We start from the raw sequence: 22,321 nt of genomic DNA on the forward strand, positions 1-22,321 counted from the left end.
GCGTCCATAGCCCCGCCGGTTACGCCGCGGCGCGCCAGGCCTCCGCACGAGCGAGAGCGGGAGGATCATCCACGTCGAGCCACTCGAGGTCGCTTACGTCGACGATCTCGGCTCGGCCCTCAGCCGCAAGCACCCTCACACCGTCGGACAGGGATGGGTCGGGCAACGCTGACAAGGCATCGAACAGCGCGGGTCCGACGGCGAAGACGCCCGTGTCGTACGCGTCGTGGTCGACCAGTTCTTTCCCGATTGCCTCGATCCGCTGCCCGCGGGTGCGCACACAGGTGACGTCGAGCGGGTCGACCCAGGCGTGACCCAGGCGGCGATCTATGCCGAGCCGCAATCCGGGTCCCGGTCCAGCTTCTGCCATGCGCCGATACAGCGCCGGGTCGACCAGATGGTCGCACATGGCCAGAACGGCACCAGAGCTGTCGACCACCGGCGCTGCCGCAAGGGCTGACACTCCATTGGGGTGGGCATGATCCGTGGTCACGACCACGATTTCGGGAGTACCCGAACCCCGCCGTGCACGCAGGGCAAGATGTTCACGGATGGCCGCTTCACCATAGCCCAGAACCACCACGCAGCGGGTCAGGCCCGCCGTAGCGAGCCCGTCCAGCGCGTGGTCGATCAGCGCCTTTCCCGCCACCCGGCAGAGTGGCTTGAAAGGCGCGGAGGGCCGCAGCCGGCTACCTTCGCCGGCTGCAAGCAGGATGGCCGTCGTGAGAGGGTTGGCGGTCACGCAGCCTTGATGAACTGCTCTACCGCTTCATGCGCCTGGTCGTCAGTGACCTGGTGGCGGGGATGCTTGCAGAAGTAGGCGCTGGCGGGATCGATCACGCCCGCGAGGCCGCGGTCGCGCGCGATCTTGGCGCAACGGATCATGTCGATCGCGACACCGGCCGAATTGGGGCTGTCCTCGACCGACAACCGCAATTCCAGGTTCATCGGAACGCCGCCGAACAGCTGGCCTTCCATGCGCAGGAAACAGACCTTGTTGTCGTTCTGCCACGGCACATAGTCGGACGGGCCGATATGAACGTTCTCGTCCGACAGCCGCTCGGCCGCGACCGACTGAACGGCCTCCGTCTTGCTGATCTTCTTCGACGCCAACCGGCGATGATTGTGCATGTTGAGGAAGTCGGTGTTGCCGCCGGTATTGAGCTGATAGGTCCGGTCGAGCTTGACGCCGCGCTTGGCGAACAGGTCGGTCAGGACGCGGTGCACGATGGTCGCGCCAAGCTGCGCCTTGATGTCGTCGCCGATGATCGGCACGCCCGCCGCCTCGAACTTCGCGGCCCATTCGGGGTTCGACGCGATGAACACAGGGATGTTGTTGACGAACGCGACACCCGCTTCGAGCGCGCACTCGGCGTAGAATTCGGTCGCCTGCTGGCTGCCAACCGGCAGGTAGTTCATGAGCACGTCCGCGCCCGAGCGCTTCAGCTCCGCGACCACGTCTTCCTTGGTCGGCTGTGCGTCGTTCGCGACAACAAAGGTCCGCTCTTCAGGAAACTCGTCCATATGGTCGGCCACGCCGTCCAGCACCGCACCCATGCGCACGATCGTGCCGGTCGAGGGGACATTGGGCGCAAAAACGGCGGTGCAGTTGGGCTTGGCGAAGATGGCTTCTGCCACGTCCTTGCCGACCTTGCGCCGGTCCACGTCCCACGCCGCGACCACCTTGAGATCGCTCGGGCGATAGCCGCCCATCTCCCAGTGCATCAGGCCAACGGCGTCGTTGGTGCCCTCCCGATAATGCTCAAGTCCCTGGACGAGCGAACTCGCGCAGTTGCCGATGCCGACAACGGCGATGCGAATGCTGGTCATGAGTGACGATGTTCCCTTGTTGATAATGCCGCCGCGAGCGGATCGCGGTCGGTCGAGTAAAAGGGCCGGGCGAGCGCACGCTCCACCTGGCGATGACGAACGATGGCGATGACAGCGACCAGCGTCAGCGGCACGATTTCGAACCACCAGAACGCGCGAGGGTCGCCCATCAGGCAGGCGATCGCGATTGCCCAGACCCGGACGTTGGCGGTCAGCAGCGACATGGCCTTCAGAACCGGCGCCGCCCGTTCACCATAAGCGGTTGCAAGAACCGCGGGGTCGGCTGCCAGAGCCTTTTCAAAAGGTCGCGACAGTCGATCGGGAAGGCCGGCGACACGGTCATACAGCCGAACCAACGGATTGCTGGCCGGCGTGGCCGGCGGCGCGGCGATGCCCTTGATCCGGCGATGGAAGCGAGTCCGCTCCCCCTCATACAAGGAGGACTGCACCGCATGGGTCGCGCCAGCCAGCGCCGAGAGCAACCACGCATCCCATGTGCCCACAGAGGCAGCGAGGACCACGTAGAGAAGCAGGAACACGCCGTGGTCGCAAAGCCCATCCAGCATGCGGCCAAGCGGGCTTGCGGTACGGGTGGCCCGCGCGATCATGCCGTCCAGGCCGTCGGCGATAAGCCAGCCCGCCGATAGCAGCACCCCGAGCAACACCGCCCAGCGGCTGTGCCAGGACGCATAGGCCGCTGCTGCACCGGCCCCAAGGACCAGCCCAGCCACCGACACAGCATTAGCCGACACCCGGAATCGCAAAGCGACGGGCAGCAACGCACGTCCCGCAGGATGAATCACCCAAAGATTAGTCGGGTCCTCGATCCGGCGGTCGCGCGATCCATCCGGGGGAGGGACTGTCATGACCCGGTCATAATGCGCCGCCCAGCATACCTTTGCAAGAAGGCTTGGAGCGACAGCTAGGCCGCGAGGTCGCGCAGAGGCGGCAGGGCGGCCTCCACATGCGGTAAAATGGACGCCGCGACCAGATCCACCGCTGCTGCATTGGGATGCAGTCCGTCGGCCTGCACCAGCCCTGGCCGCCCCGCCACTCCGGCCAGGAAAGACGGGTACAGCGGAACCCCATGCCGGGCCGCAACGTCCGCGAACACGGCATTGAACCGGATTGCGTAGCTGCCCAGGAATGCCGGCGCGACCACGCCCGCCAGCAGCGCCGGTACACCCCGCCTCGACAACTCGGCCAGGATTTGTTCGAGGTTCGCCTGTGTCGTTGCCGGATCGATCGCGCGGATCGCATCATTCGCGCCGAGTTCCACCAGGCACAGATCGGGGCGCCGTGTCTGCCGGTCGAGCAGCCGGGGCAGTCGCGCAAGCCCGCCCGCACTGGTGTCTCCCGATACGCCAGCATTGATCACCCGCGACCCCGGCCGACGCTCCTGGAGGCGAACCTCCAGCCGGCTGGCAAAGCTCTGCTCGGGCCTCAACCGGTATCCGGCAGTCAAGCTGTCTCCGAGGGCCAGCACCAATTCTGCGGAGGTCCGTCCGCCATTCGTCACTGAGTTCATCGAAGCGGATATGGGAAGCTGCTCCCATCTTTTCGAGCCTTTGCAGCCGCTTGTCTTGCCGCGGCAACCACGGCCGACAGCGATCGTTCGTGGTGCATGGATCATCCTCTGCTTCACGCGACGGATTGGCGAACGACGGCACGCGACCTGTTCAGCGCGGGGGTGGCAAGCTTCGACCGCAGCCGTCCTGCCTTGTTGCTCGGCCATTTCGATGCGGACGGGTTGGGCGCGCTTGCGATCCTGTCGCGGGCGCTGCGCGGGGCAGGCCACCCCGCAGAGATCCGGCTGGTCGGCAAGGGTGAGAACCCGTGGGACGACGCGTTAAGATCGGAAATTGCCGAGCGCCGGCCAGGCGGGCTCATCGTGACGGACCTCGGCCTGCGTGAGGGCGCGCTTGCACCCGGCGTGCCGACGCTGATCATCGATCATCATCGGCCGACGGGGATGCCGGGTGACGCCACCGTGATCAGCGGCCATGGCCTGGACCCGGAGCCTACGTCGGCATTGCTGGCCTATGTTTGCGCCGGTGCGCTGGGCGACCAATCGGACCTGCTCTGGCTCGCCGCGCTCGGCTTGATCGGCGACATGGCGGAGCAGGCTGGTTTCCCTGAGCTTGCCGAGGCGCAGGCCCGCTATGGCAAGACAGCGCTGCGAGACGCGGTGTCGCTGGTCAATGCGCCGCGACGAACAGCGGCGGCCGATGCCGGTCCGGCGCTTCGCTTGTTGTTGTCGGGTGACGGGCCAAAGGTGATCACCAAGGGTGAAGGCGCCGACGCTGACGCCCTGCGCGCCGCCAAGGTGGAGGTGCGCGACGCGGTCGAGGCGGCGCGCCGCGTGGCGCCGAAGGTGCGCGGCGATGTCGCCCTGATCCGCTTTCACTCACCTTGCCAGATCCACCCTCTGATCGCCCAGCAATGGCGCGGCCGGCTGAAGGACAAGATCGTGCTTGCGGCCAATGACGGCTATCGTGACGGGTGGGTCCATTTTGCCGCCCGGAGCGCGAGTGGGGTCGACCTGATCGACTTCCTGCATCGGCACCGACCGCCTGGCGCCGATTCTCATTACGGCTCCGGCCACGCGCAGGCGACCGGTGGAGCCCTGCATCCCACCGATTGGAACGCGTTCGTCGAGGGGCTTGGCTTTCCCGAGGAGATTTTGGCGGCATGACCGACGTCCCAAGCACGCCCGAGCGACCCTTACGCCTTGGCTTCCCCGTCAAGGTGATGGGCAAACCGGGATTTAAGAGCAACGACACCCGTCGCTGGCAAAAGAACCCGCACCTTAAATGCTCACTCGAGGAGGTCAGCAAGATCCTCGACTATCTCGCGGGTGAGAAGCTGGACATGTACCGGCTGTCATCGGACCTGGCGCCTTACGCGACCCATCCGGACATGCCGCAGTTCCACAACATGGTCGCGGAAAGCGATGCCGAGCTGAGGGCGTTCGGCGCAAAAGCGCGCGAGCTCGACATCCGCCTGTCATTTCATCCGTCGCAATATGTCCTGCTCAACAGCCCGGACCCGGACCTCACCGCCAAGAGCATCTGGGACCTGTCCAGCCAGGCCGAGATGCTCGACCGCATGGAGCTGAACGACGAGGCGGTGATGGTGACCCATGTGGGCGGCGTCTACGACGACCCGGAGGCAAGCCGCGCCCGCTGGATCGAGGGTTTCGAGAAGTGCCCCGAGCATGTGAAGCGCCGGCTGGTGCTGGAGAATGACGACATCCGCTTTTCCTGCGCGGACGTGCTGTGGATCCACGAACGAACCGGCGTCCGGCTGATCTTTGACTACCAGCACATGTGGTGCCTGAATCCAGAGCGGCTGGAGATGCGCCCGACCCTTGAGCGGTTTCTCGCGACCTGGCCGGAGGGCGTCCGGCCCAAGATCCATTTCTCCTCTCCGCGTACCGAGATGCGGGAGATCAAGCAGAAGATCACGCCCAAGCAGCGCGCCGCCGCCAAGGCAGGCAAGTCGAACACCAAGAAGGGCGAATTGCTCAAGACATCGGTCAAGGCGACGGCTCGCATCAAGACAGTGTTGCGCCCGCCGATCTGGACGGGTCATTCCGACTTCACCAACCCGTTCGAGTTCGCGACCTTCATGCGCATGGCGGAAGGGCTCGAGTTCGATGTGATGATGGAAGGCAAGTCGAAGGACGTGAGCCTGCTGAAACTGCGGCCGGACCTGTTGCGGTTCGCGCCCGACGTGGCGGCGCGCTTTGGCATTCGCGCCGAAGATGCCGCGGCGCTGGCGCGCGACGAGGCGGCACTGGAGCGTGGCGTTGCCGCGGAGGACGAGCCGGACGTGGACGAGGGCCTGCAGCTCGAGGCTGCGGAATAGGGCTGGGCCGGGGCAATTTCGATCGCCCCGGCTCAACCCGGATCAGTCGCCGAGCAACGACGATTTGCGCGGGATGGTTTCGGTGCTCTCGCGGTCCTTGTCGAGATGCTCGTTCAGCTCGCGGGCGTCGCCCGGTCGCCGGTTCTCGGTGGAACGGTTCGGATGCGGCGTCCCCGGGGTGTTCTGATCGTCGTCCATGGCGGCTCTCCTTTCGCCACCAACCCCCGAGAGCGAAGGGCCGTTCCTCCGGCGCGGGATCAGCGCAGCGTTCCCACGTCCTTCCACTTGTCCAGCACGGTGGAGGGCGGCGGCAGTCGATCATCGCCCCCTTTTGGCAGCGACTTGGCCGCGCCACTGTCCGCGTAAGGCGGGCGGATCGTCGCCACGGGCGTGATCGGTGCAGGCGCGGCTGCGGCGATGACGGGCGGGGCAGCCGGCACGACAGGTGAAACAGGCACCAAGGCGTGGGGGCCGGGCACAGGCTCCCCGCCGCGGTAGATCTGTCGAAAGGCGGCGGCAGTGCCCCAATAGCCCTTCCAGCGGTGAAACAGGTGTGCGCCGATCATGTCGGTCATTACCAGGCTGCGGTTCCACGCCGGGGTCACGGCATAAGTATGGTAGTGAGTGGCGAGCCCGACCGGTGCATAGACATAGCCCGCCAGCGCCGCGGCGGCGACACGGGCGGCTCGGGCCCAGCCACCGGCGGATTGTACCCGCTGCATGGCGCCGTCGCAGGCAAAGCTGAACTGGCACCCTGCGCGTTCGGACCCCTGATAGACGACGCCGCACACCGTGGCTGGAAAGACGGGATGGCGTGCGCGGTTGAGGATGACCTGCGCGACGGCCTCCTGGCCCTGCAGCGGTTCGGACGCCGCCTCATAGTAGATCGCGGCCGTCAGGCATTCGAGCGCGCGTCCGCGGTCGATCGCGCTTGCCATGTTGGTCGAGAAGGGTCGCGCCGCCGTGACGCCTGTGTCGCCACTCGCGGCACTCAGCGCGGCGGCCACCTGCGCTGGTTCGGGCAGGGCGGGTAACTCGATCGTGCCGGTCACCCCGGCGGCGGGCGCGGCGGTGGCCACGTCGGCATACAACAACGCAGCGCCTGGAAAATGATCGTCCGCCTCATATCCCTTCGCGGGAGAGGACGTGTTCGGGTCAGCCCCGTCCGGATGGGAAGTGACCGCCTTCAACGCTGCATGGGCCGACAGCGCCGCGAAGGTGAGGAGGCCAAGACCGACCATGACGAGCCACAGCCGCTGCATCCATCGGTACCATGGCCATATGATGGGCAACGCCGACCCCGTCCTTCGCCCAACCCGTTCTGGAAGCGAGCCTTAGCGGAGCAATCGTTACCGTTCCCTATTCGCTTGCGCGTCGTCGCGCTGCAGGGTCGGCGAGCGTCTCGTGATCAGCGGTTCTTGTCGCCGTCCTTGGACCGGTTCGCGAACAGGACGGCGCCCGCGATGGCGGCCGACCCGATACCGACACCCAGGCCGATCTTGGCCAGCGGCCAGCGCTTGGTCCGGTCCGCCGCCTTGACCAGCGCTTCACTGCGGCTGGTGACTTCGTGAACCGCGGCCACGATCTCGTTGGGGGCATCCTCGGTCTTGTTGGTCATCGCGTCTCTCCCTGCCCAGCCCGGTATCGGTCACGAAAGCTCGCGGCAAAGCCTGCGAGCCGTTGCTCGCCTATGGCCGCGCGCAGATCGGCCATCAACGTTTCATAAAACCAGATATTGTGCTCGGTCATTAACATAGCACCGAGTATCTCCCCGGCGCGAACCAGATGGTGCAGGTAGGCCCGGCTCCATGTTCGGCAGACGGGGCAGGGGCAGGCCGGGTCGAGCGGCCCCTGATCTTCGTTGAAGCGCGCGTTGCGAATGTTGATCGGCCCGTCACGCGTGAACGCCTGGCCCGTCCGCCCAGATCGGGTCGGCAGGACGCAATCGAACATGTCGATCCCGCGCTCCACCGCGCCAACGATGTCGTCAGGCTTGCCGACCCCCATCAGGTAGCGCGGCTTGTCGACCGGCAACTGGCTTGGCGCATAATCGAGGCAGGCGAACATCGCGTCCTGTCCCTCACCAACGGCAAGGCCACCGACAGCGTATCCGTCAAAGCCGATATCGATCAGCGCCTGCGCCGAGGCACCGCGCAACTGTTCGTCCAAGGCACCCTGCTGGATGCCGAACAGGGCCGCTCCAGCCGCATGTTCCTCGCCCGCGTCAAAGGCGGCGCGGCTGCGCTTTGCCCAGCGCATCGAGCGTTCCATGGCCGCGGCTTGCACCTCCTTGGTCGAGGTCGTCGGCACCAGTTCGTCGAACGCCATGACGATGTCGGAGCCGAGCAGCCGCTGGATCTCCATGGACCGTTCGGGGCTGAGCAGATGGCGCGAGCCGTCGAGGTGCGATTTGAACGAAACGCCCTCTTCGGACCGCTTGGTCAGGTCGGCCAGGCTCATCACCTGATACCCGCCGGAGTCGGTCAGGATCGGGCGCGACCAGCCCATCATCCCGTGCAGCCCGCCCAACCGTGCTACACGCTCCGCGCCTGGCCGAAGCATCAGGTGATAGGTGTTGCCGAGGATGATGTCGGCGCCAGCCGCTTCGACGTCGGCCGGCCTCATCGCTTTCACCGTTGCGGCGGTGCCGACCGGCATGAACGCAGGCGTGCGGATCGTGCCACGCTGCATGGCGATCGCACCGGTGCGCGCGCGACCATCCGTCGCGGCGATCGTGAAGGAGAACCTGGTCACGGCTGCTCGTCCGGTGCGCCCTCACCGGGGCGTCCGCCGGGCACCCGCTCCGGCTTTGGCCGGTTGGCTCCGCCCCGCTTGCCGCGCCCGCCGACCGGCCCCCGCGCATCGGCAGCCGTTGCCCGCACGGTCAGCGCCTCAGCGCGGGTAACGGCCTTGTCTCCGTTCTTGTCGAACCGGGCGAACAGCTTGTTGAACTGGGCGAGCAACTCGTCGGTCGTGACCCGGTTGTCGCCATCCCGGTCAACCTCGAACGGGCTCGGCAGCGCGCCCTGATCGCCCAGCCACATGGTCTGCCAGCGGCCATAGTCGATATAGCCGATCTGTCCGCGGTGGGCGGTGTCGATTGCGTCGAAATTACCCCGCAGGCATGCTTCCAGCTCTGTCCGGGTCGTGCGACCATCGGCGTCAGTGTCGCAGGACACGATCAGCATGGCTGCGGGCTCGACCACCAGCGTAGCGGGTGTCTGGCTGTTGGGCCGTCCTGGCCCGGTCACACGAACATCGGGAACCACTTCCTGTGCGGCCGCCGCGAGCAGCAGGGACAAAAGGATCGTCACTCAGGTCTCCAACGATCCCGGGCAACCGTGACTGTCCCGGGCAAGCCGCTGCTCATGGTCCAGAACGCCGCGCGGGGGAAGCCGCCTAGCTGCCCAGTCGCAGTACGATACCGGCATAAGGGCCCAGCAGGCCCGGCTCAACATTGCCGGTGCGCAGCAACTCCGCATGGGGGCCCTGCGGCTCGGCCCAGGTTGCGGGCCGGTCCAACAGATTGAACGCACACAGCACCCGTTCCGCGCCTTTGGCTCGCACCATCACGAGCACCTGTTCATCGGAACGCTCGATCAGCACGGTGCCGGTCCGCAGTGCCGCTGACCCACGTCGGGTGGACAGCACGGCTCGCGTCCAGGCCAGCATCGAACGGGGGTCCGCCTCTTGCTGGTCCACCGCCAGTTCCCGGTGATCGGGGCCGAGCGGCAGCCATGGTTCCCCGTCCGAAAAGCCGTGCTCGGCTGCGTCGGCCTGCCACGGCATCGGCGTGCGAGCGCCATCGCGCGACAGGGTGAGCGGCCAATTGGCGATAGCTTCGGGATCGCGCAGCTTTTCGAAGGGCACGTCCACCTGGGTCAAGCCCAGTTCCTCGCCATTATACAGGATGACGTTGCCGCGCAGGCAGCCAAGCAGCAGCATCTTCACCCGCGCGAACGCGTCGCGATACTCCGGGGTCACCCATCGCGAGACCGCGCGCGGTGCGTCGTGGTTTTCGAACGCCCAGCTCGGCCAACCCGTGCCCGGCTCGTCAGGCCAGCTGGTCAGCGTCTCTGCCACAAGGTCGGGCGTCAGCGCGGGCGCGTACAGAAAGTCGAACCCATAGGCGCTGTCGAGCCGCCGACCCTCTGCCGTGAACAACCGCATCTCTCGTGCGGCATCGTCGCCGCCCACCTCCGCCACCGTGAACCGGGCGCCATAGCCGTCCAGCACCGTTCGCAGCCGTTCCAGGAAGCGCGGGATGTCGGGATGCCCCTGGTTGTGGAGGCGCAGCTGATAGTCGAACGGCCGCGTCCGCGGCCTCGTCAGGTCGGGATCGGGCGGGTTGTCGGTCAGCGCCGGGTCCGGCATCAGGAAGTTGATCGCATCCAGCCGGAACCCGTCGACGCCACGATCCAGCCAAAACCGCGCCACGTCCAGCAGAGCATCCTGCACCGCCGGGTTGTGCCCGTTGATTTGGGGCTGTTCCTTGAGGAAGTTGTGGAGGTAATATTGGCGGCGCCGTCCGTCCCAGGTCCAGGCAGGGCCACCAAACACCGACTGCCAGTTGCTGGGCGGCGAGCCGTCGGGCTTGGGATCGGCCCAGACATACCAGTCGGCCTTCGGCCCGGTCTGGCTCGCCCGGCTTTCGGCAAACCAGGGATGCTGATCGGACGTGTGGGACCAGACCTGATCGATCAGCACCTTCAAGCCCAGCTGGTGCGCCCGCTCGATCAGCGCATCGAAGTCGGCCAGCGTTCCGAACTGCGGATCGACGTCGCAATAGTCGGAGACGTCATAGCCGAAATCGGCCTGCGGACTTTTGAAAAAGGGCGAGATCCAGATCGCATCGACGCCCAGGCCGGCGACATAGTCCAGATGACGCGTGATTCCGGGCAAGTCGCCGATGCCGTCGCCGTTCGTGTCGGCAAAGCTGCGCGGATAGATCTGATACACGGCGGCGCCGCGCCACCACTCGACCGCGGCGCTTTGGGGGGATGGCAAGGGCAGGGCTGCGTCTCCGGTGATGGTCAGCGATATCAACGCCGCGCAACGACGACCGTTGCTGCGCGCGTGCGATTGTGTGGGTCAAAGGGGCGGGAGTGAGCTGCGGGCCGGCTGTTTTCAGCGGGCGGTTTCTGCTCACTCGTTCTCTGCAGAGACCCTGCACGCATCAGGGCAGCAGCAGGGACGAGTCGCCATAGGAATAGAAGCGGTATTCGTTCGCGATCGCATGGGCATAGGCCGCCTGCATCCGATCGAGCCCCATCAGCGCCGATACCAGCATGAACAATGTCGAGCGCGGCAGATGGAAGTTCGTCATCAGCCCGTCCACTCCGCGAAAGCGGTAGCCCGGCGTGATGAAGATGGCAGTGTCTCCTTCAAACGGCTGGATGCGCCCGTCCTCGCTTGCCGCACTTTCCAGCAGACGGAGCGAGGTGGTGCCAACCGCAACGATCCGGCCGCCGCGATCGCGCACGGCATTCAGGCGCTCGGCCGTGGCTGGGTCGATACGGCCCCATTCGGCATGCATCCGGTGCTCAACCGTGTCGTCCCCCTTCACCGGCAGGAACGTGCCCGCGCCGACGTGCAATGTCAGCGTTGCCTGCTCGACCCCCGCTTTGGCCAGTGCCGTCATCAACTCGGGGGTGAAGTGGAGCGCGGCGGTGGGGGCGGCCACGGCACCTGGCTCGTTCGCAAACATCGTCTGGTAATCGTCCGCGTCACGTTCGTCGGGCGTACGGCGCGCGGCGATGTACGGGGGAAGGGGCATGCGCCCCGCCCGCCCGAGCAGCAGTTCGACCGGCTCATCCCCGGCGAACTCGAGCGCCCAGCTGCCATCTTCAGCGCGATCAAGGGCGTGGGCCACCACGCCGCCCCCGAACGTGATCGCATCACCCCCGCAAAGCCGTCGTCCATTGCGGACGAACGCGCGCCAGCGTCGCGGCCCCTCCCGCTTGTGCAGCGTCGCGCCGATCGCCGCATCGCCGCGCCGGCCGTCCAGCTGTGCGGGGATCACGCGCGTATCGTTGAAGACCAGCATGTCCCCGGCCCGCAGGCAGAGTGGCAGGTCGCGAACGATCCGGTCGCTCGTGCTGTCGCCGTCAAGGACCAGCATTCGCGCAGCGTCGCGCGGCACCGCCGGACGCAAGGCAATGCGCTCGGGCGGCAGCTCGAAATCGAACAGGTCTACTTTCACTGGCGGCGCGCGGGGGCCTTGCTGGAACGACGTGCTGGGGCCTGAGCCGGCGCGTCACCCGGCGCCAGCTTGGGCGCGGCAACGGTCGGGCCGGACTTGGGAAGGGTCACGGGCGCGGCCAGCGTCGGGGCAGGGGTCGGCGGGGCAGGCTGGTAAGCCGGTGGGTTGTCGGCGGCGATGTACGCGTGGACAATGCGCGACGGATTGGCGGGCGGCTCGCCGCGCTCGATCGCGTCGACATATTGCATGCCGCTCATCACCCGCCCGAACACCGTGTATTTCTTGTCCAGGTTCAGCTTGGGCTGGAAGACAATGAAGAACTGGCTGTTGGCGCTGTTGGGATCATCAGCGCGTGCCGCCGAAACCGCCCCGCGCACATGCGGCAGATAGTTATATTCCGACGGTACATTCGGCAGCGTCGATCCCCCAGTGCCGTCGCCCTTGGGATCACCGCCCTGTGCCATGAAGCCGTCGATCACGCGGTGAAACGTCAGCCCGTCATAGAAATGCTGGCGGGTGAGCGTCTTGACCCGCTCCACCATCTTGGGCGCCACGTCAGGGCGCAGCAGGATCGTGACCCGGCCACCGGTCGACAGGTCCAGCAGCAACAGGTTTTGCGTGTCGGCCATTGTCGGCGCGGGCGCGCGACCGGGGCTCTCGATCACCTGCGGCGCGGCCAGGCTGGGCGCGGCGATCAGGGCGAGTGAAAACAGACCGGCTACGAAACGCATGAACTCTCCACAACTGCGGCGATGGTGGGGGGGGGATTGGCCGCGCATGTAGACCAGATCGGCACTTGCGCCAAACTGAACGTCAGCCGGCGGTGCTGGCATTCTCCGCGACGCGGGCGACCACTTCGTCCCGCACAGCCGGGGTCACGAACTTGCCGATCTCACCCCCGAACAGCGCGATCTCCTTGACCAGCTTGGACGCGATCGCCTGCAGTGCGACATCGGCCATCAAGAACACCGTCTCGACCCGGTTGTTGATCTGCTGGTTCATGCCGGCCATCTGGAATTCGTATTCGAAATCCGCAACCGCCCGCAGTCCTCGCACGATCACCTGCGCGTTCTGACTCGTGGCGAAGTCCATCAGAAGCGAATGGAACGGCACCACATGGATGTCGCCAGGCACGTTTTCGACTTCCCGCTTCACGATGGCGACCCGTTCGTCGAGCGTGAACATCGGTGACTTCGATGGATTGGTGGCAACACCCACCACCAGCCGATCGACCAGCTTTGCCCCGCGCCGGATGATGTCCATGTGCCCCAGCGTGATCGGGTCGAACGTACCGGGATAAACGCCTACGCGAGTCATCGGTCGCGCTGCTCCACAAACCGGGCGACCTCACGCAGCAAGTCCGCCTCCGGCCCGAACGCATGCAGATGCTGGGCGGCCTGCGCGACCAACATGCGGCATTGCTCCCGCGCCCGCTCAGCGCCCAACAGTGTCAGGAAGGTTTCCTTGCCCTGCTCGCCGTCCTTGCGCAGGCGCTTGCCAGCTGTCTCTTCATCACCCTCTACGTCGAGAAGGTCGTCCGCGATCTGAAAGGCAAGGCCCAGGTCGCGCGCATAGCCACGCAGGCCCTTGCGCCCTTCCGGCGGCACCCGGCCCAGGATCGCGCCTGCCTCAACCGACGCAGCGATCAGGGCGCCTGTCTTGAGCGCCTGGCACCGCGTCACGGTGGCGAGGTCAAAACGGGACTTCTCCGCCACCAGATCCATCATCTGCCCGCCAGCCATGCCGGACGGGCCCGACGCGCGCGCCAGGTCGGCGACCAGCTCTGCCCGGACGAACGGGTCGGAGTGCGTATCGGGATCGGCGAGCACCTCAAAGGCGAGTGCGTGCAGACAATCGCCGGCCAGAACCGCCGTTGCCTCGCCATAGACGACATGCACCGTCGGCTTGCCCCGGCGCATCGCATCATCGTCCATGGCCGGCAGGTCGTCATGGATCAGCGAGTAAACGTGGATGGCCTCGATCGCCGTGCCGACCCGTGCGGCGCTCTCGCGATCCACGTTGAACAGCGCGGCGGTCGCCATGACCAGCAGCGGCCGCAGTCGCTTGCCACCATCCATCGCCGCGTGCCGCATTGCGCGGTACAGGTCGGCGCGGGAGTCGTCGGGCACGGCGAGAAGCCGGTCGAATTGCCGATCGATCTCGGCCGCGACATCCTTCAGCGCGGTGGGGAGCAATGCCGTGGTCACGCTCACCCGGCCGTGAATGGGCGAGTGCCTGCGGGGCGGCCATCCGCGTCCAGGCGGATCGCCTCGATGCGGGCCTGCGCTGCGTCCAGCCGGTCCGCGCAACGCTGGCGCAGTTGGTCGCCGCGTTCGTAAAGGCTGATCGCCTCGTCCAGCGTCGCGTCACCGCTTTCCAGCCGCGATACGATCCGCTCCAGTTCCTTTAGCGCGTCTTCGAACGACAGCGCATCGACCGGTGTCGGCGGGGGCACGTTATCCATGGCCGCGCTATGCGACACCGACCAACCTGGCGCAAGCCGGCCCGCCGCAAGCGTCAGCGCAGCCGCTTCACCGTCCAGGTGTAGAGGACGGAGACGCCCACCATGCCGAGGTCAACCGCGGCCTGCATGCGGCGGGGGGATGGGTCGCCCACGTCATGAGTGATCAGGCGAATGTCGGCCACCGGGTGGCGCGCAACGCCGGCCACCAGCATCCCCAGCACTGCCAGTCCCAGCATGATCCGTCGGTTGCGCATCTGCCTCACTCCCTGACCGGGACCTTACACCGGATCGGGCGCGGAGAAAACAACCATCATGCCGCGGCCGCCAGCACGCCCGCATCGCGTGCGCGGTCACGGCCGGCAGTCTTCGCCGCGAACAGGGCCCGGTCTGCGAGGCTGTAAAGCTTCTTCCAGTCTGTTTCGCGCGTCATCGGCCCGGTGCAACTGCCAAGGCTTGCCGTGACGGTCAGGTCAAAAGGCATGGATGCCTCCCGCAGTGCATCGAGGAGGTCGCGCGGGTCGAGCGCCTGCTCTGCCGGGCTGAGGATGGCGAACTCCTCCCCGCCCAGTCGCGCGACCAGCACGCCGTTCCCAGCAGCAGCCGTGCGCAGCACTCGCGCAACGATACGGAGCACTTCGTCCCCACCATCGTGCCCGATCGCATCGTTGACCTTCTTGAAGTGATCAATGTCCACCACGATCAGCTTCTGATCGCCTGCGCGCCCGATCGCGTCCGCCAGAAAGGCGCGCCGGTTCAGCAGCCCGGTCAGCGGGTCGGTATCGGCGAGCAGCCTTGCTGCAATCTCCTGCTCGCGCGCTTCGTCTCGCTCCCGGCTGAGCAGGTGAATGCGGTAGGCGATAGCGACGCTCGACAACATGCTTTCGGCCAGCATCGCCATGACGGTCGAGTTGTCGATCCAAAAGCTCCACTCGATCAACCCCATGGAGGCCGCGACCCGCAAGCCGGAAAAAGCGATGGGTGCGCCCCACGCAAGCGCGAACAACCACAGATAGCTGCTTCGCAGCCGCCAGGCCTTGATCAGGACGGGGACGACGGTCGCAAGCAGCGCTACAAAGGTCAGGGCATAGACGCGATCGAGCAGCCGGGCCTGCCAAGGCGCCAACACCGCAAAGGTGGCTGCCGATGCGATCAGCGCGATGCTGACCACGCGGGCCAGCCGGCCCGTTCGCCCCTCGAACACCCCTGCCTCGAAGAAAGTTCGCGCAAACTCCAGGGCGGCGGCGGCCGACAGGCCGAGCGCCAGATAGTTGAAGCGGATGCGGTCGTTGTTCGAGATGCTTGGCCACCACCAGGCGACCGCTCCAGAAGACGTTACGGCATAAAGCAGCAGCGCCAGCACCATTCCACAATAAGCAAGCTGGAAAGGGCGTCGTAATGCGCACCACAGCGCAAGATTGAAAACGAGCAGCGCAACGCACAGGCCAGCGAAGCCGGCGTATAAGGCACCGAGTAACAGGTCTGACTGCCAGCCTTGGGTCGCCGTGGCCGTATGTGGGCCGAGTACGATGCCGCGCACATTGGCCGAGCCCTGGATGCGCCATAGCAACCGCGTAACGGCGATCCTGCGGTACGGGAGGCGTACATCAACGATGGCGCCCAGGGACAAGGATCGCGTGAGCGCGTGTTCATCCAGCGGCACCCTGGCGATCTTGCCATCGTCATATAGTGCGAACAGCGTTGCGTTTTGCTGCCAGACGCTGCCGAAGCGGACGTGGGCCGGCCAGGTTTGTCCTGCGCCCGGCTTCAGGCTTGGCGCGAGTACGTCAAAGTCGCCCGGCCCGAAGCTCCGCTGGTCCTTGCTGCAATCGAAGTGCGCGGAATTCACCAAAAGAGCGCTGGGCGAGGAGTCGGGATCCGCCCGCGCGATACACACGGGTGCAGGGTCGCCGACGGCGCCTGCCCGCGCGCGAGCCGGCGTTGCCCACAGCGTCGCCCAGGCCAGACAAAGTATAATTACTGCGAGCAGCCGCCCCATGGCTGGTGCCTAGCACCACGCGAGCAAACACAGAGTAAACGCCACAATGACAAACCGGCGCGGGGATCGCTCCCCACGCCGATTCTTGCCTTCTCAAACGTATAAAGGTGAGCGGATCTTACTCAGCCTCGACTGGCTCCGTCTTGCCGCTCTTCGGCCCGCCCTTTTTCTTGGGCTTGCGCGGAGCGGCGGCCTCGATCGCGAAAGACAGCGCGCCGTCCTTCATCCGTACCGTGACCTCGCCACCATGGACCAGCTTGCCGAACAACAGCTCCTCGGCCAGCGGCTGCTTGATCTTTTCCTGGATCAAGCGACCCATCGGACGCGCGCCATAGAGCTTGTCATAGCCCTTGTCGGTCAGCCACTTCTTGGCCTCGTCGTCCAGGTTGATGTGGACGTTGCGATCCGCCAGCTGCAACTCGAGCTGAAGAATGAACTTGTCCACGACCCGCGCGACGACTTCGGGCGGCAGGTAGCCGAACGGCACGATCGCATCCAGCCGGTTGCGGAACTCCGGCGTGAACATCTTCTGCACCGCCTGCTCGTCCTCGCCCTCTCGCGTGAGATTGCCGAAGCCGAGCGTTTCGCGTGCCATGTCGCTGGCGCCCGCATTGGTCGTCATGATCAGGATGACGTTGCGGAAGTCGACCGTCTTGCCGTGCTGGTCGGTCAGGCGACCGTTATCCATCACCTGTAACAGGATGTTGAACAGGTCCGGATGCGCCTTCTCGATCTCATCGAGCAGCAGCACGCAATGCGGGTTCTGGTCGACCGCGTCGGTCAGCAAGCCGCCCTGGTCGAATCCGACATAGCCCGGAGGAGCACCGATCAGTCGGCTGACCGAGTGACGCTCCATATATTCGGACATGTCGAACCGCTGCAGCGGAATGCCCAAGATCGTGGACAACTGCTTGGCGACTTCCGTCTTGCCGACGCCGGTCGGGCCGGTGAACAGATAGTTGCCGATCGGCTTTTCCGGATCCCGCAGGCCGGCACGCGACAGCTTGATCGCGGATGCCAGCTTTACGATCGCGGCATTCTGCCCGAACACGACACGCTTCAGGTCCGTTTCAAGGCTGGCGAGCGCCAGCGTGTCGTCGGTGCTGACCGACTTCGGTGGAATGCGCGCCATGGTCGCGATCACCGCTTCGATCTCCTTGGGCGTGATCGTCTTTTTCCGCTTCGCGGCGGGCACCAGCATCTGCATCGCGCCAACTTCGTCGATCACGTCGATTGCCTTGTCGGGCAGCTTGCGGTCGTTGATGTACCGGGCCGAAAGCTCCACGGCCGACTTGATCGCGTCGGGCGTGTACTTGACCTGATGGTGATCCTCGAACGCGGTACGCAGGCCGGCCAGGATCTTGATCGTGTCCTCGACGGTCGGCTCGTTCACGTCAATCTTCTGGAACCGGCGCAGCAGCGCGCGATCCTTTTCGAAGTGGTTGCGGAACTCCTTGTAGGTGGTCGAGCCGATGCAACGGATCTGGCCACCGGACAGGGCAGGCTTCAGCAAGTTGGACGCGTCCATAGCGCCGCCGCTGGTCGCGCCGGCACCGATCACCGTGTGGATCTCGTCAATGAACAGCACCGCGTGCGGCAGCTTTTCCAGCTCCGTCACCACGGCCTTCAGCCGCTCCTCGAAGTCGCCGCGGTACCGGGTGCCCGCCAACAGCGCGCCCATGTCGAGGCTGTAGATCACGGCCTCCTTGAGCACGTCCGGCACCTGGCCCTCGACGATCTTGCGCGCCAGACCCTCGGCGATCGCCGTCTTGCCGACGCCCGGGTCACCCACATAAAGCGGATTGTTCTTGGACCGGCGGCACAGGATCTGGATTGTGCGGTCCACCTCGGCCGACCGGCCGATCAGCGGATCGACCTTGCCGATCTTGGCCTTTTCATTGAGGTCGACGGTGAACTGCTTGAGCGCGCTCTCGCCCTTGCTCTTTTCATTCGGCTTGGCGGGCTTGTCCTCGTCGGCACCCTTGGGCGTCGAGGCTTCGGGGGCGCTTTGCCCGTTCTTGCCGACACCATGGCTGATGAAGCTGACAGCATCCAGCCGGCTCATGTCCTGCTGCTGCAGGAAGTACACCGCGTAACTTTCGCGCTCGGAGAACAGGGCGACCAGCACGTTGGCGCCGGTCACCTCGTCGCGGCCGGACGACTGTACGTGCAGGATCGCGCGCTGAACCACGCGCTGGAAACCGCTGGTGGGCGAGGGATCGGTCGCCGCGTCGACCTTCAACGCGTCGAGCTCGGTATCGAGATAATGGGCGACAGTGGTCTTCAGCTCGCCTGAATCGACGTTGCACGCCGCCATCACCTTGGATGCGTGCTCATCATCGATCAGCGCCAGCAGCAGATGCTCCAGCGTCGCATATTCATGCCGGCGGCTGGACGCGGCCTCGAGCGCTTTGTGCAGCGTGGTCTCGAGCGCGGGGGCGAAGGATGGCATTCAGATTACTCCGGTCGGGCCGCTAAGGTTGCGTTCCCGCTGCGACCCATGTCGTGATCGTGCGGCCCCGCATCAAGCACTGCGCCCCGAAACGGCGGCTGGCGTCGCCCTTTCTTTAGCCCAGGGCCCTTGCCTGAAAGGCAGGGTTGCAGGGCGGGCCGCAGCCTCATCTTCTGAATAACGCGTCGGCGCTTGCGCGGTGGTTAACAGCATGCTCGATCTTGCGCCGCGTCCGTGCAATTTCGCCTTCCAGCGCGACAACGCGCGCTTCCAGCTCGGCAACGGAGAACCGGTCCAAATCCTGTCGGACCAGCTCAACAAGGGCGTCATTCGGACGCGGAGGGGCGTCGTCCAATTCCATGCCCGGCAGCGTTGACCGGGGCAGGGGGGAAGTCAATAAGTGCCATCCAGACTTTTCCAATGTTTTCCCCAATCTTCCCGGACCTGGAGTACTGATGGACTCGATCCCCACGATCATGACGGCGATCGATCCGGAAGCGCCTGGCGGGCCGGAGGTGCTGCAGCCCGTTCAGCGACCAGTGCCGCAGCCGGGTTTGGAGGAGGTGCTGATCCGCGTCGCTGCCGCCGGCGTTAACCGGCCGGACGTTCTACAACGACGGGGCAATTATGCGCCCCCTCCCGGCGCGCCGAGCATCCTGGGGCTGGAGGTTGCCGGCCACGTCGCGGCGTTGGGGGATGGCGTGCCTGAAGAGCTGCTCGGCCAGCCCGTCTGCGCCCTGGTCGCCGGCGGCGGCTATGCTGAATATGTGGTCGCTCCGGCCGGCCAGTGCCTGCCCGTTCCGCCGTGCCTTTCGATGGCAGAGGCGGCGGCGATCCCTGAAACCCTGTTCACCGTCTGGACCAACCTGTTCGAGCGCGCCTATGCGACCGAAGGGGACACCGTGCTGATCCATGGCGGGACCAGTGGCATCGGCACGATGGCGACGTCATTGTGCAGCCTGTTCGGTGTCACTGCGATCGTGACCGCAGGCTCCGACGAGAAATGCCAGGCGGCGCTGGCCGGCGGTGCGGCGCATGCGATTAACTACAAGACGCATGACTTCGTCGAGCGCGTGCGGGAGATCACGGGCGGGAAGGGCGTGCAGGCGATCCTCGACATGGTCGGTGGCGATTACGTCCCCCGTAACCTTCAATGCCTGGGCGAGGATGGACGCCACGTGTCCATCGCCGTGCAGGGCGGGGCGACCGCTACCGTGCCGCTGTTCGACATCATGCGCCGCCGGCTGACCCTGACCGGATCAACGCTGCGCCCGCGCGACGCTGCGTTCAAGTCGTTGGTCGCGGACGAACTGCACCGCACCGTCTGGCCGCATGTGGAGGCGGGGCGGTTGCGCCCGGTTATCGACCGCACCTATCCCTTGGGCGAGGCGGCCGCAGCCCATGCTCGGATGGAGGCGGGCGACCATGTCGGCAAGATCGTGCTGCTGGTCGAGTAAGCCCTGCCGTGCTCGGCAGAGGCGGGGGTGGCGGGCCGCCGAACGGGCATCTCGCCCTCTTTGTATCGGCTCGGTTCTCATCTGGAACGGTTCGTCTGGGCTCTACCGCGGCCCTGTCTTGCCGAAAGCCCTCCGTTCGCCTAGGTTCGATCTCAACGAGGCCGCTCCGTGAGGGGCGGCCCTTTCTGTTTGTGACGGAGTTTTACGCCCGTGGCCCAAGACAATCGTCAGCCGCTCATGCCCCATGCGACCGCCTCCTGGCTGGTCGACAACACCTCGCTTTCCTTTGAGCAGATCGCGGATTTCTGCGGCCTTCACATCCTGGAAGTGCAGGCGATCGCCGACGACACCGCCGCGACCAAGCTGACCGGTCGCGACCCGGTCCGCGCGCACGAAGTGACACAGGAAGAGATCGACAAGGGCCAGGCGGATCCGAATTACCGGCTCCAGATGACCCGCGGACCCGATCAGGTCCGCCGCACAAAGGGCCCGCGCTACACCCCCGTGTCGAAGCGGCAGGATAAGCCGGACGGCATTGCCTGGATCATCCGCAATCACCCGGAGATCTCGGACGGCGCGATCGGCAATCTGATCGGCACCACCCGCACCACGATCGCCGCGATCCGCGACCGTTCGCATTGGAACATCGCGAACATCACGCCCAAGGATCCGGTGACGCTCGGCCTTACCACGCAGCGCGAGCTCGACGCAGCGGTGTCAAAGGCGGCAAAGGCTGCTGGCATCGAGGCCGGCCCGACCGACACCCGGCTTGAGGGCGACCGCGAGGCGCTGATTGCCAGTCTGCGTGCCGAGCGCGACGCCGCGTCGCGCGATGCCGACGTGGCGGGCAGCGTGGAGGATCAGGCGCGCGCGCTGTTCGAGGATCCCTTCCGCCGCTGATGTCACGGCACCTCTGGCGAAGGCTGGCGGTCCGGGCTAGCCTCCGGTCCTTCGAGTCGGGAGAGCCAGGATGTGTGACGAGCTGACCGCGGACGACAACGACCGCTTCCTGTCGCGACGCGATTTTGGTGCCGTGACCGGGGCGGTGGGGCTGGCGATGATGCTGCCGGCGCCCGCGAATGCCCGCACCATCGCGGGCCGAGATGTTGTGATCGAAACGCCCGACGGCCACTGCGATGCGTATTTCGTAGCCCCGTCCGGCGTCCGCTCGCCTGCCGTGCTGGTCTGGCCGGACATCATGGGGCTGCGTCCCGCCTTCCGAAAGATGGCCGATCGGCTCGCCCAGTCCGGCTATGCGGTTCTTACCGTTAATCAGTTCTACCGCTCAACCAAGGCGCCGTTTCTGGCGGCGGGCGAATCCTTCGACCAGCCCGCTGTTCGCGAGCGCATCGGCCCGTGGCGGGAGGAACTCACCCCGGCTGCCACGACGCGCGATGCTGCGGCGTTCCTGACTTGGATCGACAAGCAACGTGAGGTGGACCCGCGTCGCGGGATCGGCAGTACGGGCTATTGCATGGGTGGCCCGATGACGTTCCGGACCGCCGCCGCCAATCCCACCCGCGTCCGCGCGATTGGCGCGTTCCACCCGGCGGGCCTTGTCACGGACACTCCCGACAGCCCGCACCTGCTGGTGCCACGGATGCGTGCGGCGGCGCTGGTCGCCATTGCCGCCAACGACGATGCACGCAGCCCCAATGACAAAACCGCGCTGCGAAGCGCCTTCGCATCGGCCAAGCGACCTGCGGAGATCGAGGTATATGCCGGCACGATGCACGGTTGGTGCCCGCCCGACAGCCGCGTGTACAATCGTGCGGAGGCAGAGCGCGCCTGGGCCCGGCAACTCGCGACCCTTCAGCGGCTGTAGGCAGGCAAACCGACGCTTCAGCCGCGCGAGCTCAGCTCGGCCATTCTCGGCGGCAACGCGGCAAGGATCGACCGCCGCTCCTCGGGCGGCTTGGCGCTCCAGTTGCTGATTTCCGAAATCGTGCGACCACAGCCCAGGCACCAGCCGGTTGCCTGGTCCATCGCGCAGACATTGACGCACGGGCTGGCCAAGCTGACCGGTTCGGCCGGCACGAACTCGATCATC

25 protein-coding genes are annotated in these 22,321 nt (G+C 66.0%); 5 read left to right on the forward strand and 20 right to left on the reverse strand.

Annotation, left to right across the window (positions count from 1 at the left end):
* Positions 1-19: 19 nt before the first annotated feature.
* From FHS94_RS14425 to FHS94_RS14440, 4 genes are read right to left on the reverse strand one after another with little or no spacing between them, the layout of a single operon-like run.
* Complete coding sequence (locus FHS94_RS14425; protein ID WP_184059100.1) at positions 20-742, reverse strand: NTP transferase domain-containing protein; 723 nt, start codon at positions 740-742, stop codon at positions 20-22.
* On the reverse strand, positions 739-1,830 hold the full coding sequence (locus tag FHS94_RS14430; protein ID WP_184059102.1) for an inositol-3-phosphate synthase: 1,092 nt from the start codon (positions 1,828-1,830) through the stop codon (positions 739-741). Before FHS94_RS14430 ends, FHS94_RS14425 begins: the two co-directional genes overlap by 4 nt.
* The gene (locus FHS94_RS14435) at positions 1,827-2,696 is read right to left on the reverse strand and encodes a CDP-alcohol phosphatidyltransferase family protein (RefSeq protein ID WP_184059104.1); all 870 of its coding nucleotides are present in this window, start codon (positions 2,694-2,696) and stop codon (positions 1,827-1,829) included. The genes FHS94_RS14430 and FHS94_RS14435 overlap by 4 nt, the downstream gene beginning before the upstream one ends.
* Before the next feature lie 56 nt (positions 2,697-2,752).
* The gene (locus FHS94_RS14440; protein ID WP_184059106.1) at positions 2,753-3,358 is read right to left on the reverse strand and encodes an arylesterase; all 606 of its coding nucleotides are present in this window, start codon (positions 3,356-3,358) and stop codon (positions 2,753-2,755) included.
* Between the two features lie 96 nt (positions 3,359-3,454).
* On the opposite strand from FHS94_RS14440, the gene FHS94_RS14445 reads away from it, so the two are divergent.
* Positions 3,455-4,525: a single-stranded-DNA-specific exonuclease RecJ family protein gene (locus tag FHS94_RS14445; RefSeq protein ID WP_221234788.1), complete on the forward strand. Its 1,071-nt coding sequence runs from the start codon at positions 3,455-3,457 to the stop codon at positions 4,523-4,525.
* Positions 4,522-5,700, forward strand: coding sequence for a UV DNA damage repair endonuclease UvsE (gene uvsE / locus FHS94_RS14450; protein ID WP_184059108.1), 1,179 nt, complete (start codon positions 4,522-4,524; stop codon positions 5,698-5,700). The genes FHS94_RS14445 and uvsE overlap by 4 nt, the downstream gene beginning before the upstream one ends.
* A gap of 42 nt (positions 5,701-5,742) precedes the next feature.
* On the opposite strand, the gene FHS94_RS14455 is transcribed toward uvsE, so the two are convergent.
* The 15 genes from FHS94_RS14455 to FHS94_RS14525 form a co-directional block, all read right to left on the reverse strand.
* Positions 5,743-5,898, reverse strand: coding sequence for a hypothetical protein (locus tag FHS94_RS14455; protein WP_184059110.1), 156 nt, complete (start codon positions 5,896-5,898; stop codon positions 5,743-5,745).
* 59 nt (positions 5,899-5,957) lie between these two features.
* Complete coding sequence (locus FHS94_RS14460) at positions 5,958-6,962, reverse strand: cell wall hydrolase (protein ID WP_184059112.1); 1,005 nt, start codon at positions 6,960-6,962, stop codon at positions 5,958-5,960.
* A gap of 146 nt (positions 6,963-7,108) precedes the next feature.
* Entirely contained in the window at positions 7,109-7,318 is a 210-nt protein-coding gene (locus FHS94_RS14465; RefSeq protein WP_184059114.1) for a hypothetical protein, read from the reverse strand.
* Entirely contained in the window at positions 7,315-8,454 is a 1,140-nt protein-coding gene (tgt, locus tag FHS94_RS14470; RefSeq protein ID WP_184059116.1) for a tRNA guanosine(34) transglycosylase Tgt, read from the reverse strand. The genes FHS94_RS14465 and tgt overlap by 4 nt, the downstream gene beginning before the upstream one ends.
* Positions 8,451-9,014: an EF-hand domain-containing protein gene (locus tag FHS94_RS14475; protein ID WP_184059118.1), complete on the reverse strand. Its 564-nt coding sequence runs from the start codon at positions 9,012-9,014 to the stop codon at positions 8,451-8,453. Before FHS94_RS14475 ends, tgt begins: the two co-directional genes overlap by 4 nt.
* Before the next feature lie 85 nt (positions 9,015-9,099).
* The gene (locus FHS94_RS14480) at positions 9,100-10,737 is read right to left on the reverse strand and encodes an alpha-amylase family glycosyl hydrolase (RefSeq protein WP_246348645.1); all 1,638 of its coding nucleotides are present in this window, start codon (positions 10,735-10,737) and stop codon (positions 9,100-9,102) included.
* A gap of 139 nt (positions 10,738-10,876) precedes the next feature.
* Positions 10,877-11,902, reverse strand: a complete 1,026-nt coding sequence (queA, locus tag FHS94_RS14485; RefSeq protein WP_184059122.1) for a tRNA preQ1(34) S-adenosylmethionine ribosyltransferase-isomerase QueA — start codon at positions 11,900-11,902, stop codon at positions 10,877-10,879.
* The gene (locus FHS94_RS14490; RefSeq protein WP_184059124.1) at positions 11,899-12,633 is read right to left on the reverse strand and encodes a peptidylprolyl isomerase; all 735 of its coding nucleotides are present in this window, start codon (positions 12,631-12,633) and stop codon (positions 11,899-11,901) included. The genes queA and FHS94_RS14490 overlap by 4 nt, the downstream gene beginning before the upstream one ends.
* Positions 12,634-12,715: 82 nt before the next feature.
* A complete protein-coding gene (gene coaD / locus FHS94_RS14495) occupies positions 12,716-13,219 on the reverse strand; it encodes a pantetheine-phosphate adenylyltransferase (protein WP_184059126.1) in 504 nt (167 codons plus the stop codon).
* Positions 13,216-14,115, reverse strand: coding sequence for a polyprenyl synthetase family protein (locus FHS94_RS14500; RefSeq protein ID WP_343055302.1), 900 nt, complete (start codon positions 14,113-14,115; stop codon positions 13,216-13,218). Before FHS94_RS14500 ends, coaD begins: the two co-directional genes overlap by 4 nt.
* The gene (locus FHS94_RS14505; RefSeq protein ID WP_184059128.1) at positions 14,112-14,366 is read right to left on the reverse strand and encodes an exodeoxyribonuclease VII small subunit; all 255 of its coding nucleotides are present in this window, start codon (positions 14,364-14,366) and stop codon (positions 14,112-14,114) included. The genes FHS94_RS14500 and FHS94_RS14505 overlap by 4 nt, the downstream gene beginning before the upstream one ends.
* 53 nt (positions 14,367-14,419) lie before the next feature.
* The gene (locus tag FHS94_RS14510; protein WP_184059130.1) at positions 14,420-14,620 is read right to left on the reverse strand and encodes a hypothetical protein; all 201 of its coding nucleotides are present in this window, start codon (positions 14,618-14,620) and stop codon (positions 14,420-14,422) included.
* A 56-nt stretch (positions 14,621-14,676) separates the two neighbouring features.
* Positions 14,677-16,362 (reverse strand): GGDEF domain-containing protein, encoded by a 1,686-nt coding sequence (locus FHS94_RS14515; protein WP_184059132.1) that lies wholly within the window; start codon positions 16,360-16,362, stop codon positions 14,677-14,679.
* Between the two features lie 118 nt (positions 16,363-16,480).
* Positions 16,481-18,814, reverse strand: a complete 2,334-nt coding sequence (gene clpA, locus FHS94_RS14520) for an ATP-dependent Clp protease ATP-binding subunit ClpA (protein ID WP_184059134.1) — start codon at positions 18,812-18,814, stop codon at positions 16,481-16,483.
* A 166-nt stretch (positions 18,815-18,980) separates the two neighbouring features.
* Complete coding sequence (locus tag FHS94_RS14525; protein WP_184059136.1) at positions 18,981-19,175, reverse strand: DUF1192 domain-containing protein; 195 nt, start codon at positions 19,173-19,175, stop codon at positions 18,981-18,983.
* A 94-nt stretch (positions 19,176-19,269) separates the two neighbouring features.
* Between FHS94_RS14525 and FHS94_RS14530 the strand changes: the two genes are divergently transcribed.
* The 3 genes from FHS94_RS14530 to FHS94_RS14540 all read left to right on the forward strand — a co-directional run bounded on the left by FHS94_RS14530 (position 19,270) and on the right by FHS94_RS14540 (position 22,096).
* Positions 19,270-20,271: an NAD(P)H-quinone oxidoreductase gene (locus FHS94_RS14530; protein WP_184059138.1), complete on the forward strand. Its 1,002-nt coding sequence runs from the start codon at positions 19,270-19,272 to the stop codon at positions 20,269-20,271.
* A 237-nt stretch (positions 20,272-20,508) separates the two neighbouring features.
* Positions 20,509-21,171 carry a DUF1013 domain-containing protein gene (locus FHS94_RS14535; RefSeq protein WP_184059376.1) on the forward strand — a complete coding sequence of 221 codons (663 nt, stop codon included), beginning with the start codon at positions 20,509-20,511 and terminating at the stop codon, positions 21,169-21,171.
* Between the two features lie 70 nt (positions 21,172-21,241).
* Positions 21,242-22,096 carry a dienelactone hydrolase family protein gene (locus FHS94_RS14540; protein ID WP_184059140.1) on the forward strand — a complete coding sequence of 285 codons (855 nt, stop codon included), beginning with the start codon at positions 21,242-21,244 and terminating at the stop codon, positions 22,094-22,096.
* 17 nt (positions 22,097-22,113) lie between these two features.
* Here FHS94_RS14540 and FHS94_RS14545 read toward each other — a convergent pair whose 3' ends face one another.
* Complete coding sequence (locus FHS94_RS14545) at positions 22,114-22,320, reverse strand: DUF1289 domain-containing protein (protein ID WP_184059142.1); 207 nt, start codon at positions 22,318-22,320, stop codon at positions 22,114-22,116.
* Position 22,321: the final 1 nt, after the last annotated feature.

Source organism: Sphingomonas aerophila, assembly GCF_014199305.1.
GTDB classification, from domain to species: Bacteria; Pseudomonadota; Alphaproteobacteria; order Sphingomonadales; family Sphingomonadaceae; genus Sphingomonas; species Sphingomonas aerophila.

Excerpts from the sequence above, each read along its gene's own strand:
- coaD (WP_184059126.1), bottom strand. The coding sequence starts at position 13,219 with ATGACTCGCGTAGGCGTTTATCCCGGTACGTTCGACCCGATCACGCTG.
- FHS94_RS14535 (WP_184059376.1), top strand. The coding sequence starts at position 20,509 with ATGCCCCATGCGACCGCCTCCTGGCTGGTCGACAACACCTCGCTTTCC.
- FHS94_RS14460 (WP_184059112.1), bottom strand. The coding sequence starts at position 6,962 with ATGCAGCGGCTGTGGCTCGTCATGGTCGGTCTTGGCCTCCTCACCTTC.
- FHS94_RS14490 (WP_184059124.1), bottom strand. The coding sequence starts at position 12,633 with ATGCGTTTCGTAGCCGGTCTGTTTTCACTCGCCCTGATCGCCGCGCCC.
- FHS94_RS14505 (WP_184059128.1), bottom strand. The coding sequence starts at position 14,366 with ATGGATAACGTGCCCCCGCCGACACCGGTCGATGCGCTGTCGTTCGAA.
- clpA (WP_184059134.1), bottom strand. The coding sequence starts at position 18,814 with ATGCCATCCTTCGCCCCCGCGCTCGAGACCACGCTGCACAAAGCGCTC.
- FHS94_RS14430 (WP_184059102.1), bottom strand. The coding sequence starts at position 1,830 with ATGACCAGCATTCGCATCGCCGTTGTCGGCATCGGCAACTGCGCGAGT.
- FHS94_RS14525 (WP_184059136.1), bottom strand. The coding sequence starts at position 19,175 with ATGGAATTGGACGACGCCCCTCCGCGTCCGAATGACGCCCTTGTTGAG.
- FHS94_RS14455 (WP_184059110.1), bottom strand. The coding sequence starts at position 5,898 with ATGGACGACGATCAGAACACCCCGGGGACGCCGCATCCGAACCGTTCC.
- FHS94_RS14440 (WP_184059106.1), bottom strand. The coding sequence starts at position 3,358 with ATGAACTCAGTGACGAATGGCGGACGGACCTCCGCAGAATTGGTGCTG.
- FHS94_RS14510 (WP_184059130.1), bottom strand. The coding sequence starts at position 14,620 with ATGCGCAACCGACGGATCATGCTGGGACTGGCAGTGCTGGGGATGCTG.
- FHS94_RS14530 (WP_184059138.1), top strand. The coding sequence starts at position 19,270 with ATGGACTCGATCCCCACGATCATGACGGCGATCGATCCGGAAGCGCCT.
- FHS94_RS14545 (WP_184059142.1), bottom strand. The coding sequence starts at position 22,320 with ATGATCGAGTTCGTGCCGGCCGAACCGGTCAGCTTGGCCAGCCCGTGC.
- FHS94_RS14435 (WP_184059104.1), bottom strand. The coding sequence starts at position 2,696 with ATGACAGTCCCTCCCCCGGATGGATCGCGCGACCGCCGGATCGAGGAC.
- FHS94_RS14515 (WP_184059132.1), bottom strand. The coding sequence starts at position 16,362 with ATGGGGCGGCTGCTCGCAGTAATTATACTTTGTCTGGCCTGGGCGACG.
- uvsE (WP_184059108.1), top strand. The coding sequence starts at position 4,522 with ATGACCGACGTCCCAAGCACGCCCGAGCGACCCTTACGCCTTGGCTTC.
- FHS94_RS14445 (WP_221234788.1), top strand. The coding sequence starts at position 3,455 with ATGGATCATCCTCTGCTTCACGCGACGGATTGGCGAACGACGGCACGC.
- FHS94_RS14465 (WP_184059114.1), bottom strand. The coding sequence starts at position 7,318 with ATGACCAACAAGACCGAGGATGCCCCCAACGAGATCGTGGCCGCGGTT.
- FHS94_RS14540 (WP_184059140.1), top strand. The coding sequence starts at position 21,242 with ATGTGTGACGAGCTGACCGCGGACGACAACGACCGCTTCCTGTCGCGA.